This is a genomic window from Variovorax sp. GW821-FHT09D04, assembly GCF_059416405.1.
This window is the reverse complement of the sequence record NZ_JBWKPA010000008.1, coordinates 237,760-250,041: the sequence shown is the minus strand read 5'-3', so window position 1 is coordinate 250,041 and position 12,282 is coordinate 237,760. Positions and strand designations below refer to the sequence as shown.

The following is a 12,282-nucleotide window of genomic DNA, read 5'->3' as shown; positions in this document are numbered from 1 at the left end:
TTCTTCGCAGCTTCGTGCCTAGGCGCGGGAGAGGGGGCTGGCTAACCTGCCTGCTCTCTCTTTTCATTCATTCATTGAATCCACAAGCCAACGCGAAGAAGAAATGTCCATGGACCCGATCAACGTCATCATCACTTTCGAAGCCAAGCCCGAGCGCGCGTCTGCGTTCGCGGAACTCATGAACCAGGTCAAGCAGTCGCTGCCATCGGCGGATGGGTGCCGGGGCGTGCGGCTGTTCGGGCGCAGCGACAACGACTGCGTTTTCACGCTGGTTGAATCGTGGGCGTCGCAGGCGCACCACCAGGCGCACATTGCGGGCGCGGTGGCGTCGGGGGCCTGGGATGCGCTGGCGGGGGAGTTGGCGCGGGAGCCCGTCAGCAGCTATTGCCGGGAGCTCTGAAAAAGCCCTGGCCGCTTGCGCCCCCTACGCCGCCTTCGTCTCCGGCAACACCGCCGTCAACGCAAAGTCCACCAGCATCAACCACGTCTCTTCGAGCCCGGTGATGTTGTGGTGGTCCGAGTTCGACACGGTCTGCACGCTCACGGGCGTGGGCCAGGCGGCGATGAGTTTTTCGGAGCGTTCGTGAGGCACCACGTCGTCCTTCGCGGCGAGCAGCACCTGGGTCTTGGCGGCGACTTCCTTGCTGTGCTCGATGGAGTTGAAGCGGTGGCGCAGCAACAGCGACAGCGGCACGAGCGGAAAGCGCTTCTTGGCGACTTCGAGCAGCGAGTCGTAGGGGGTGATGAGCTGCAGGCTCGCAAACTCCTGACGCGCCACGAGCTGGATGGCCACGCCGGTGCCCAGGCTGCGGCCCACCACGTGCAGGCGCGCCTGCGGAAAGGCGCGGCGCAGGTGGCTGGCGAACTGGGCGGCGTCGGCCACGGAGGCGATTTCAGACGGCGCGCCCTGCGAGTCGGCCACGCCCCGGTAGTTGAGTGCCGCAAAGCCGAAGCCCTCGGGCAGCCAGTGCAGCATCTGCGCGGTGGCGCGCACGTCTTCGCCGCGGCCGGCGAAGTAGATGAACAGGTCCTGCAGCGCGTCTTCGCCCTGCGGGTGATACACGTAGCCGCGCACCATGCCGCCGGGCACGGGGTGCGAGTAGGTCGAGAAGTCGTCCGACAGATGCACCACAGGCAGCTTGCGGGCGTTGAACAGGATGTGGCCCTGTCGCGTGGCGAGCAGGGTCCAGTAGGCGGCCAGGCTGCCGATGGCGGCGGCCGAGGCCGACAGGGCAATGCGGGCAATCTTGGCTTGGGTCTTCGGCTGCAAATCAGGGCTCCCGGAAAAGTGGCGGCGGCGCATCGCAAGGGCAAGGTCCGGCCGATGCACAACCACACAGCAACGCGTAAGGGGCGTAGTTTCACCGCGTTCGCGAGGCGGTGCGTTGCGAGGTGTATGGCCGCAGCGCGCGGCGCGCCGGCCGAGGGCTGAAGATAATCCCCGCATGATCGCCATCGACTGCTACTACAGCCTTTCCTCGCCCTGGGCCTACCTCGGCGGCCCGCAACTGCAAGACATCGTGCGCCGCCACCATGTGCAGCTCACGCTCAAGCCCTACGACTTCCAGGCGGTGGTGCCGCAGACCGGCGGCATTCCGCTGAAGACGCGCCCCGAGCCGCGCCGCACGTACCACGCGCTGGAGTTGTCGCGCTGGCGCGATTACCTCGGCATGCCGATGAACCTGGAGCCCGCGCACTACCCGAAGGGCGCGCCGACCGATCCGAACTGGAACAAGTACCCCGGCTGGATAGTGATCGCCGCCCAGCTGCAGGGCCTGGACGCGCAGCCGCTGTCGCACGCGCTGCTGCGCGCGCTGTGGGCCGAGGAGCGCGACACGGCGCAGGCCGCGGTGCGCATCGCGATCGCCGATGAAAACGGCTACGACGGCGCGGCGCTGCAGGCGCTGGAGCAGTCGGCCGAGGTGCTGGCGGTGTACCGCGCCAACAGCGCCGACGCGGTGGAAGCGGGCGTGTTCGGCGCGCCCACGTTCATCCTGAACGGCGAGCGCTTCTGGGGACAAGACCGGCTGGCGTTTCTCGACCGGGCGCTCGACAAGCTGCGCGCCGGCGGCTGAGCGACAACCTCTCTTTTTTCTTTTCTCAGAGGAACGAGCGCGGCAGCAGCGCGGGCACGAGCGTGCGGTGCAGCCGCTCGCGCCACCAGCGCAGCGCCTGGCCCTGCGCGCCGGTCTTCCACGCGAGCCAGAAAGCTTCGGGTGCGCGCGGTTCCTCGGTCGGCAGCTCGACCAGCGTGCCGCGCGCCAGTTCGTCGGTGATGCAGGCGCGTGGCAGAAAGCCGTGGCCCAGCCCGGCGACCTGGCAGGCGACCTTGGCGGCCATCGACGGCACGGTGATGCGCGGCTGGCCGGCCATGAGGCCCACGGTGCGGTCCGACAGGGTGCGCGCGGTGTCGCCGACCACGATGGCGTTGCAGTCGATGAGGTCGCCGCGCTGCACGGGGCGCTTCAGCCGCGTGAGCGGGTGGGTGGGCGCGACGCAGAAGGCGAACGCCAGGCTGCCCACGGCCACGGCCTGGTGGCCGCCGCCGGCCGGGCCTTCGCCCGCGGCCACGACGATGTCGGCGCGGCCCTCGCGCAGCGCCTCCCAGCTGCCGGTGAGCGCCTCGCAGCCGATGCGCAGCCGCGTGCCGCAGCGCAGGTCTTCGAAGGCGCGGATGTCGTCCATGAAGGCCTGCGTGGGAATGAGCGAGTCGTGCACCAGCCGCAGCTCTGATTCATAGCCGGTGGCAATCTGCCGCATGCGCGATTCGAGGTCGCTCGCGGCGCCGAGCAGCCAGCGGCCTTCCTTGAGCATTTCTTCGCCGGCGGCGGTGAGGGTCACGCGCGGGCCGTTGCGCTCGAACAGCAGCATGCCCAGCTGCTCTTCGAGCTTGCCCACGGCGTAGGAGATGGTGGAGGGCACCTTGTTCAGCCGCGCGGCGGCGGCGGCAAAGGAGCCGTGGCGCGCGATGGCGTCGACGACCTCGATGGCTTCCAGGGTGAGCTTGAGCACGGGGCGTTCCTCGCAGCAAGAAGGAATGATCGAAAACTTCGATCATTGATGGTGAAAAGTTTCGTCGATGAGGCCCTGCGTGCACCGGATGATTCAGCCCACGCCAAGGAGATTCCCTCCGAAAGCGATTGTGAACCGAATCGAATATCCACGCACCCAACTTTGCCGAAGGAGCCTTTCATGACCGTCCAAGCCACCCCCACCGCCGGCGCCAAGCTGCTCACCCCCACCGACCACACGCTGGTGATGATCGACTTCCAGTCGCAGATGGCCTTTGCCACGCACTCGATCGACGCCGTGAACCTGCGCAACAACGCCGCGCTGGTGGCGCAGGCGGCGGCCGGCTTCAAGGTGTCGACCATCCTCACGACCGTGGCCGAGAAGAGCTTTTCGGGCCCGATGTTCAGCGAGATCACCGACGCCTTCCCCGGCCAGAAGATGCTCGACCGCACCTCGATGAACACCTGGGAAGACGCCGCCGTGATCGAGCGCGTGAACGCCATCGGCAAGCCGCGCATCGTGCTGGCCGGCCTGTGGACCAGCGTGTGCATCGTGGGGCCGGCGCTGTCGGCGCTGGACCAGGGCTTCGAGGTGTACGTGATTGCCGACGCCTGCGGCGACGTGTCCACCGAGGCGCACAACCGCGCGATGGAGCGCATGGTGCAGGCCGGCGCGCAGCCGATGACTTCGCTGCAGTACCTGCTCGAGCTGCAGCGCGACTGGGCGCGTGGCGACACCTACGAGTTGACGACCGGTATTGCGAAGAAGGTGGGCGGCGCCTACGGTCTGGGCGTGACGTACGCCAAGACGATGTTCGGCGCCCACGAGGGTTGAGCGCAGAGCACCCGCAAGGCCGACCGACCATGAAGACCTATGTCGTTTCCCTCGCGCTCGGCCTGCTGGTCGGCGTGATCTACGCGCTCTTCCAGGTGCGCTCGCCGGCGCCGCCGGTGATCGCCCTGGTGGGCCTTTTGGGCATCCTGCTCGGCGAGCAGATCCCGCCGCTGGTGCGGCAGGTGTTCGACCGGCCGGCCGCCACCTCGTGGCTGCATGACCAGGTCAAGCCGCACGTGTTCGGCGAGCTGCCGACCTGCGCGCAGCCCGGGGCGGTGAAGTCCGCCGCCGCCGGCAGCCGCCCGTCCGAGCGGAGCGACGCATGAACGCCCCCGACCCGCAACGCCGCCACTTCCTGGGCGCCCTCGGCGCCTTTGCAGCCACCTCCCTCGCACCCGCATCCACCATGGCCTCCACCCAGACCCCCGACCTCATCCTGCGCAACGGCCGCTTCACCACGCTGGACCGTGCCAACCCCACGGCCGACGCGGTGGCCATCAAGGACGGCCGCTTCACCCGCGTGGGCCGCGCCGAAGACGTGCTGCCGCTGGCCGGCAGCCAGACCCGCGTGATCGACCTGCAGGGCCAGCGCGTGCTGCCGGGCCTCATCGACAACCACCTGCACATCATTCGCGGCGGCCTGAACTACAACATGGAGCTGCGCTGGGACGGCGTGAAGAGCCTGGCCGACGCCATGGGCATGCTCAAGCGCCAGGTGGCGATCACGCCCGCGCCGCAGTGGGTGCGCGTGGTGGGCGGCTTCACCGAGCACCAGTTCGTCGAGAAGCGCCTGCCGACCCTGGCCGAGCTGAACGCGGTGGCGCCCGACACGCCGGTGTTCATCCTGCACCTGTACGACCGCGCGCTGCTCAACGGCGCCGCGCTGCGCGCCGTGGGCTACACCAAGGACACGCCCGCGCCGCCCGGAGGCGAGATCGTGCGCGACAGCGCCGGCAACCCCACGGGCCTGCTGCTGGCCAAGCCGAATGCGGCCATCCTGTACGCCACGTTGGCCAAGGGGCCGAAGCTGCCCTTCGACTACCAGCTCAATTCCACGCGCCACTTCATGCGCGAACTCAACCGCCTGGGCGTGACCGGCGCCATCGACGCGGGCGGCGGCAACCAGAACTACCCCGACGACTACGAGGTGATCCAGAAGCTGCACGACGACGGGCAGCTCACGATCCGCCTGGCCTACAACCTCTTCACGCAGAAGCCCAAGGCCGAGAAGGACGACTTCCTGAACTGGACGGCCAGCTCCAGATACAAGCAGGGCGACGACTACTTCCGACACAACGGCGCGGGCGAGATGCTGGTGTTCTCGGCGGCCGACTTCGAGGACTTCCGCCAGCCGCGCCCCGACATGGCGCCCGAGATGGAAGGCGACCTCGAAGGCGTGGTGCGCATCCTGGCGCAGAACCGCTGGCCGTGGCGCATGCACGCGACCTACGACGAAACCATCAGCCGCTCGCTCGACGTGTTCGAGAAGGTCAACAAGGACACACCGCTGGCCGGCCTGAACTGGTTCTTCGACCATGCCGAGACGATTTCCGAGAAGTCGATGGACCGCATCGCCGCGCTCGGCGGCGGCGTGGCGGTGCAGCACCGCATGGCCTACCAGGGCGAGTACTTCGTCGAGCGCTACGGCCCCGGCGCGGCCGAGGCCACGCCGCCGGTCAAGAAGATGCTGGAGCGCGGCCTGAAGGTGTCGGCCGGCACCGACGCGACGCGCGTGGCCTCGTACAACCCGTGGGTGTCGCTGTCGTGGCTGGTCACGGGCAAGACGGTGGGCGGCATGCAGCTGTACCCGCAGCGCAACTGCCTGGACCGCGAGGCCGCGCTGCGCATGTGGACCGAGAACGTCACCTGGTTCTCGAACGAAGAGGGCAAGAAGGGCCGCATCCAGGAAGGCCAGCTGGCCGACCTGGTGGTGCCCGACCGCGACTTCTTCGCCTGCGCCGAATCGGAGATTGCCGACACCACGGCGCTGCTCACGATGGTGGGCGGCAGGGTGGTCTACGGCGCCGGCCCGTTCGCCGCACACGACGAAGGCGGCCTGCCGCCCGCCATGCCCGACTGGTCGCCCGCGCGCACCTTCGGCGGCTATGCAGGCTGGGCCGACACGGCCGAGGGGGCGCCGCTTCAGAAGGTGATGCGCAACGCCGCGATGTCGTGCGCCTGCGCCAACGACTGCAACGTGCACGGCCACAGCCACGCGACGGCCTGGAGCAGCAAGCTGCCCATCGCCGACCTGAAGAGCTTCTGGGGCGCGCTGGGTTGCGCCTGCTGGGCGGTGTGATGAAGGCCCTGCACTGGACCCTGTCGCCCGCCGTGCGCTGGATCGCCTTGCTGCTGCTGTGCGCGGCCTACCTGCAGGGCGGCCTGAACAAGGCGCTGGACTTCAACGCCGCCATCGCCGAGATGAACCACTTCGGCCTGTCGCCGGCCGGCCCGCTGGCCGTGGCGGTGATCGTGCTGGAGCTGGGCGCCGCGGCGCTCATCCTCACCGGCTTCTGGCGCTGGCTCGGCGCGCTCGCGCTGGGCGGCTTCACGCTCATGGCGACCTTCGTCGCGCTGCGTTTCTGGGAGATGCCGCTGGGGCAGGAACGCTTCATGGCGGCCAACTCCTTCTTCGAACACCTGGGCCTGGTCGGCGGCTTCCTGCTCGTCGCCTGGCTCGACCTCCAGGAGCGCCACGATGACTGAGCCCCAAGCCAAAGCCGCCGGCGCGTTTGCGCCGCTGCGCCAGCCGGTCTTTGCCGTGCTGTGGGCCGCCACGGTGCTGGGCAACATCGGCAGCTTCATGCGCGACGTGGCCAGCTCGTGGCTGGTGACCGACCTGTCGGCCAGCCCGACGGCGGTGGCGCTGATCCAGACGGCGGCGACGCTGCCGATCTTTTTGCTGGCGATTCCGGCGGGCGTGCTGTCGGACATCCTCGACCGCCGGCGCTTCCTGATCTTCGTGCAGGTGCTGCTGGCCGCGGTGAGCGGCACGCTGCTGGTGCTCTCGCACACGGGCACGCTCACGGTCGAATACCTGATCGCGCTGACCTTCGTGGGCGGCATCGGCGCGGCGCTCATGGGGCCGACCTGGCAGTCGATCGTGCCGGAGCTGGTGCCGCGCAGCGAGCTCAAGGGCGCGGTGGCGCTGAACTCGCTGGGCATCAACATCGCGCGCTCCATCGGGCCGGCGGCGGGCGGGCTGATCCTGGCGAGCTTCGGCGCGGCCGCCACCTACGGGCTGGACGTGCTGAGCTATGTGTTCGTGATCGCGGCGTTGCTGTGGTGGAAGCGCCCGGCGGCGGTCGACAGCGGGCTGTCCGAGAACTTCTTCGGCGCCTTCCGCGCCGGCCTGCGCTACACGCGGGCCAGCAAGGAGCTGCATGTGGTGCTGCTGCGCGCGGCGGTGTTCTTTTTGTTCGCGAGCTCGGTGTGGGCACTGCTGCCGCTGGTGGCACGGCAGATGCTCGGCGGCACGGCGAGCTTCTACGGCATCCTGCTCGGCGCCGTGGGCGCGGGCGCCATCGGCGGCGCGCTGGTGATGCCGCGGCTGCGCGCGCGGCTCGATGCCGACGGCATGCTGCTGCTGGCCTCGCTGCTCACGGCCGCGGTGATGGGCGCGCTGGTGTTCGCGCCGCCGCAATGGCTGGCGGTGCCGATGTTGGGCGTGCTCGGGCTGGGCTGGATCATTGCGCTGACCACGCTCAACGGGGTGGCGCAGTCGATCCTGCCGAACTGGGTGCGCGGGCGCGGGCTGGCCGTGTACCTCACGGTGTTCAACGGCGCCATGGCCGCCGGCAGCCTGGGCTGGGGCCTGGTGGCGCAGCAGATCGGCGTGCCGGCCACGCTGGTGGCGGGCGCGGTGGGGCTGGTGGTGATGGGTCTGGTGTTCCACCGCGTGCGGCTGCCCGCCGGCGAGGCCGACCTGCAGGCCTCGAACCACTGGCCCGAGCCGCTGCTGGCCGAGCCGGTGGCGCACGACCGCGGGCCCGTGATGATCCAGGTCGAGTACCGCATCCGCAAGGAAGACCGGCCGGCGTTCCTCGATGCGATGAAGCGCCTGTCGCTCGAGCGCCGCCGCGACGGCGCCTACGCCTGGGGCGTGCACGAGCACACGGCCGACGCCGAGCGCGTGATGGAGTGGTTCCTCGTGGAGTCGTGGGCCGAGCACCTGCGCCAGCACCACCGCGTGTCGCACGCCGATGCCGACCTGCAGGCCGAGGCGCTGCGCTTTCACATCGGCCCGGGCAAGCCCGAGGTGCACCACTTCCTGGCGCTCTGAGCGGCGCGGATTCTTCTTCTCTTTCCCTTTCACCCTTTCGTCCATCTCAAGGAAAAACATGACCACACTGACCCTTCGCGACGGCACCGAGCTCTATTACAAGGACTGGGGCAGCGGCCAGCCCATCGTCTTCAGCCACGGGTGGCCGCTGAGCGCCGACATGTGGGACGCGCAGATGCTGTTCTTCGCCGAGCGCGGCTACCGCGTCATCGCGTTCGACCGCCGCGGTTTTGGCCGCTCCAGCCAGCCCTGGACCGGCTACGACTACGACACCTTCGCCGACGACATCGCCGAGCTGATCGAAACGCTCGACCTGAAAAACGTGATCCTGGCGGGCTTCTCGATGGGCGGCGGCGACGTCACGCGCTACATCGCGCGCAAGGGCAGCGCGCGCGTGGCGAAGCTGGCGCTCATCAGCGCGGTGACGCCGCTCTTCATGAAGACCGCCGACCATCCCGTGGGCCCCGAGGCGTCGCTGTTCGCGGGCATCCGCGCCGGGCTGGCCGCGGACCGGGCGCAGTTCATCGACGACTTCAGCACGCTGTTCTACGGCACCAACCGCCCGGGCGCGAAGGTGTCGCAGGGCGTGTTCAAGCAGACGCTGCAGATCGCGCTGCAGGCCTCGATCAAGGCCACCATCGATTGCGTGACGGCGTTCTCCGAGACCGACTTCCGCCCCGACATGGCGAAGATCGACGTGCCCACGCTGGTGATCCACGGCGACGACGACCAGGTCGTGCCCTTCGAGGCCACGGGCAAGCTGGCGGCCGAAATGATCCAGGGCAGCCAGCTCAAGCTGTACGCCGGCGCGCCGCACGCCACCTGCACCACGCACGCGGCGCAGGTCAACGCCGACCTGCTGGCGTTCATCCAGGGCTGAGGCCGGGTGTGTCGAAAGGGCCGCGCCCTGCGGCCCTTCCGGCGCGAAGGGCGCCGCCGGTGGCGATAATCCGGCGATGCGAATCCGCTTTACCAAGATGCAGGGAGCCGGCAACGATTTCGTCGTGCTCGACGAAACGCGCGGCACGCTGGGCCTCACGGCCGCGCAGTACCGCTTCCTGGCCGACCGCCATTTCGGCGTCGGCGCCGACCAGATCCTCACGGTGCGCCCGTCGCCCGCTGCAGGCATCGACTTCCAGTACGTGATCCACAACGCCGACGGCGGCGAGGTGGAGCAGTGCGGCAACGGGGCGCGCTGCTTCATGCGCTTCGTGAGCGAGCACGGCCTGACCGAGAAGAAAGACGTGCGCGTGCAGACGCTGGCCGGCGTGATCGAGCCGCGCATGGGCGACGACGGCCGCGTGACGGTCGACATGGGCGCCCCGGTCTTCGAGCCGGCGCGCGTGCCCTTCGACACGGCCGGGCTCGACCCGCAGCACCGGGGCGACTGGCAGACCTGGCACCTCGCCCTGGGCACCCGGGCCGGCAGCGCTATCGTTTCGGTAGCGGTGCTGTCCATGGGCAACCCGCACGCGGTGCAGGTGGTCGACAACGTCGACACCGCGCCCGTGGCCGAGCAGGGCCCGCAGATCGAGCACCACCCGCGTTTTCCGCAGCGTGTGAACGCCGGTTTCATGCAGGTGGTCGACCGCACCCACATCAAGCTGCGGGTGTTCGAGCGCGGCGCCGGCGAAACGCTGGCCTGCGGCACGGGCGCCTGCGCGGCCGTGGTGGCGGGCATCCGCCTGGGGCTGCTGGACACCCGCGTCGACGTGCAGACGCACGGCGGCATTCTCACGATCGAGTGGCAGGGCGACGGCCGGCCGGTGCTCATGACAGGACCGGCCACGACGGTGTTCGAGGGCGAGATCGACGTGCCCGACATTTCGGAACAGCCATGACCCAATTCACCCACGACAACAACGCCATGAACCCGATCACCGAAGACGACATCGCGAACTACCTGTCGAACACCCCCGACTTCTTCGAACGCCACGCCCAGCTGCTGGCGCAGGTGCAGCTCACCAGCCCGCACGGCAACCGCGCCGTGAGCCTGCAGGAGCGCCAGGCCGAGATGCTGCGCGAGAAGATCAAGGCGCTGGAGCACCGCCTGATGGACATGGTGCGCCACGGCACCGAAAACGTCGTCATCGCCGATCGCCTGCAGCGCTGGACCAAGGGCCTCTTGACCACGCGCGACCCGCGCAGCCTGCCGTACCGCATCGCGGTCGACCTGCAGTCGCTGTTCCTGGTGCCGCAAACGGCCATCAAGGTGTGGGACTGCGGCACCGAGTACCTGAACGAAGCCTATGCCCAGTGGGTGAGCGACGACGTGAAGGCGCTGGCCACCTCGCTCACCTCGCCGTACTGCGGGCTCAACGCGGGCTTCGAGGCGGCCAACTGGCTGCCCGAGCCGCAGGGCGCCGCGTCGATCGCGCTGATTCCGCTGCGCCCCGACGCCGAGTCGCCGGCCTTCGGCCTGCTGGTGCTGGCCTCGCCGGACGCGCAGCGCTTCAACGCCGAGATGGGCACGGACTTTCTCGAGCGCATCGCCGAGCTGTCGTCGGGCGCGCTGTCGCGGCTGCGCCCTTGAGCCGTTCCGCGCGACGCGGGTGGCGCCGCCGGCCTTGGCTGACCGGCCTTTGCGTGGTCCTGCTGGCCGGCGTGCTCACCTATGCCGCCATCGCGGGCGTGATCTGGCAGCGCGCCGAGGCCGCACTGGCCGGCCCGATGCCGCGCGCGGCCGACGTGGCGCTGGTGCTGGGCAACCGCGCCTACCTCGACGGCAAGCCCAACCCCTGCCTCACGGGCCGGGTCGACCAGGGCATCGTGCTGGCGCGCGCCGGTCGTGCGCAGACGCTGGTGTTCTCGGGCGGCGTCGACGTGGAAGACGGCCGCATCGAAGCCGAGGTGATGCGCGACCACGCCACGGCCGAGGGCTACACGGGGCCGATGGTGCTGGAGTCGGTGTCGTCGTCCACGCGCGCCAATCTGTCGCTGTCGCGCACGGTGCTTGAAGCCAATGGCGTGCGCAGCGTGATCATCGTGTCGGAGCCCTACCACCTGTGGCGTATCGAGCGCCTGGTGCGTGCCAGCGGCTTCGACCAGGCCTTCGACGTGCAGTACGTCGCCGCGCCCACCTCGTGCTGGCGCCGCTGGGGCATGCTGTTCAAGGGCGCATTGCGTGAGCCGGCGGCCATCGTGAACAATGCATCGCTGGGCTATCTGTTCTAGTTCTGGCTAACGGGCCCGGGCGCCGCACGGAGCACGACACCATGGAATGGATCGACAAATACCTCGAACACGTGCGCGTGGAGCGTCGGCTCGCGCCGCGCACGGTCGAGCTGTATGCCTTCCACCTGCGCGCGCTGACCGACCACGCCGCCGAGGCCAACCTGCCGCTGGACCGCGTGCAGACGGCCCACATCCGCCGCTGGATGGCGCAGCTGCACAGCGCCGGGCGCGAGCCGCGCGGCATTGCGCTGGTGCTGTCGTGCTGGCGCAGCTTCTACCGCTGGCTCGGCCATGAAGGGCTGATCGGTTTCAATCCGGTGCAGGACGTGCACGCGCCCAAGGCGGGCCGGCCGCTGCCGAAGGCGCTGGGCGTGGACGACGCGGTGCGCCTGGCCGAGCTGTACGACCCCGAGGCCGATCCCTGGACCGAAGCGCGCGACGGCGCCATCGTCGAAATGCTTTATGGCTGCGGCCTGCGCGTGAGCGAACTCACCGGGCTCGACGCCCAGGCCAGCGCCACGGCGCTCGGCTGGGTCGATCTCGACGCCATGGAAGCCCACGTGCTCGGCAAGGGCAGCAAGCGGCGCAGCGTGCCCGTGGGCAGCAAGGCGGCCGAGGCGCTGCGCGACTGGCTCGCGGTGCGCGGCGAGCGCCAGGAGCCGGCGCTGTTCGTCAGCGCGCGCGGCGCACGCATGTCGTCGCAGGCGGTGTGGAAGCTGCTGCGCGAGCGCAGCCTGAAGGCCGGCCTGGCTGCGCCCGTGCATCCGCACATGCTGCGCCACTCGTTCGCGAGCCACGTGCTGCAGTCGAGCAGCGACCTGCGCGCGGTGCAGGAGCTGCTGGGCCATGCCAACATCGCGACCACGCAGGTCTACACGCGGCTGGACTTCCAGCACCTGGCCAAGGTCTACGACGCGGCGCATCCGCGCGCCAAGGCCCGGCCGGACAAGGACGGCAAGTAGCCACCACACCCGTCGCCT

14 protein-coding genes are annotated in these 12,282 nt (G+C 69.5%); 12 read left to right on the top strand and 2 right to left on the bottom strand.

The window, feature by feature from the left end:
- Positions 1–109 precede the first annotated feature (109 nt).
- Positions 110–400 (top strand): putative quinol monooxygenase, encoded by a 291-nt coding sequence (locus AC07O4_RS23700; RefSeq protein WP_095948325.1) that lies wholly within the window; start codon positions 110–112, stop codon positions 398–400.
- Positions 401–424: 24 nt separating this feature from the next.
- On the opposite strand, the gene AC07O4_RS23695 is transcribed toward AC07O4_RS23700, so the two are convergent.
- A complete protein-coding gene (locus tag AC07O4_RS23695; protein ID WP_307635897.1) occupies positions 425–1,270 on the bottom strand; it encodes an alpha/beta hydrolase in 846 nt (281 codons plus the stop codon).
- 175 nt (positions 1,271–1,445) lie between these two features.
- On the opposite strand from AC07O4_RS23695, the gene AC07O4_RS23690 reads away from it, so the two are divergent.
- Positions 1,446–2,075, top strand: coding sequence for a 2-hydroxychromene-2-carboxylate isomerase (locus AC07O4_RS23690; RefSeq protein WP_495305818.1), 630 nt, complete (start codon positions 1,446–1,448; stop codon positions 2,073–2,075).
- Positions 2,076–2,100: 25 nt separating this feature from the next.
- On the opposite strand, the gene AC07O4_RS23685 is transcribed toward AC07O4_RS23690, so the two are convergent.
- Complete coding sequence (locus AC07O4_RS23685) at positions 2,101–3,012, bottom strand: LysR family transcriptional regulator (RefSeq protein ID WP_056575757.1); 912 nt, start codon at positions 3,010–3,012, stop codon at positions 2,101–2,103.
- A 180-nt stretch (positions 3,013–3,192) separates the two neighbouring features.
- On the opposite strand from AC07O4_RS23685, the gene AC07O4_RS23680 reads away from it, so the two are divergent.
- The 10 genes from AC07O4_RS23680 to AC07O4_RS23635 all read left to right on the top strand — a co-directional run bounded on the left by AC07O4_RS23680 (position 3,193) and on the right by AC07O4_RS23635 (position 12,264).
- A complete protein-coding gene (locus AC07O4_RS23680) occupies positions 3,193–3,846 on the top strand; it encodes a hydrolase (RefSeq protein WP_062474264.1) in 654 nt (217 codons plus the stop codon).
- 29 nt (positions 3,847–3,875) lie between these two features.
- Positions 3,876–4,172, top strand: a complete 297-nt coding sequence (locus AC07O4_RS23675; protein WP_159273859.1) for a DUF1427 family protein — start codon at positions 3,876–3,878, stop codon at positions 4,170–4,172.
- An 80-nt stretch (positions 4,173–4,252) separates the two neighbouring features.
- Positions 4,253–6,145: an amidohydrolase gene (locus tag AC07O4_RS23670; protein ID WP_495305850.1), complete on the top strand. Its 1,893-nt coding sequence runs from the start codon at positions 4,253–4,255 to the stop codon at positions 6,143–6,145.
- Entirely contained in the window at positions 6,145–6,552 is a 408-nt protein-coding gene (locus AC07O4_RS23665) for a DoxX family protein (RefSeq protein WP_495305817.1), read from the top strand. Before AC07O4_RS23670 ends, AC07O4_RS23665 begins: the two co-directional genes overlap by 1 nt.
- Positions 6,545–8,128 carry an MFS transporter gene (locus AC07O4_RS23660; RefSeq protein ID WP_070060141.1) on the top strand — a complete coding sequence of 528 codons (1,584 nt, stop codon included), beginning with the start codon at positions 6,545–6,547 and terminating at the stop codon, positions 8,126–8,128. The genes AC07O4_RS23665 and AC07O4_RS23660 overlap by 8 nt, the downstream gene beginning before the upstream one ends.
- Positions 8,129–8,186: 58 nt before the next feature.
- On the top strand, positions 8,187–9,008 hold the full coding sequence (locus AC07O4_RS23655; RefSeq protein WP_095743599.1) for an alpha/beta fold hydrolase: 822 nt from the start codon (positions 8,187–8,189) through the stop codon (positions 9,006–9,008).
- A 76-nt stretch (positions 9,009–9,084) separates the two neighbouring features.
- The gene (gene dapF / locus AC07O4_RS23650) at positions 9,085–9,969 is read left to right on the top strand and encodes a diaminopimelate epimerase (RefSeq protein ID WP_495301568.1); all 885 of its coding nucleotides are present in this window, start codon (positions 9,085–9,087) and stop codon (positions 9,967–9,969) included.
- The gene (locus AC07O4_RS23645) at positions 9,966–10,661 is read left to right on the top strand and encodes a DUF484 family protein (protein WP_062474254.1); all 696 of its coding nucleotides are present in this window, start codon (positions 9,966–9,968) and stop codon (positions 10,659–10,661) included. The genes dapF and AC07O4_RS23645 overlap by 4 nt, the downstream gene beginning before the upstream one ends.
- Positions 10,662–10,714: 53 nt before the next feature.
- The gene (locus AC07O4_RS23640) at positions 10,715–11,302 is read left to right on the top strand and encodes a YdcF family protein (RefSeq protein WP_495305816.1); all 588 of its coding nucleotides are present in this window, start codon (positions 10,715–10,717) and stop codon (positions 11,300–11,302) included.
- Between the two features lie 41 nt (positions 11,303–11,343).
- Positions 11,344–12,264 carry a tyrosine recombinase XerC gene (locus AC07O4_RS23635; protein WP_070060138.1) on the top strand — a complete coding sequence of 307 codons (921 nt, stop codon included), beginning with the start codon at positions 11,344–11,346 and terminating at the stop codon, positions 12,262–12,264.
- Positions 12,265–12,282: the final 18 nt, after the last annotated feature.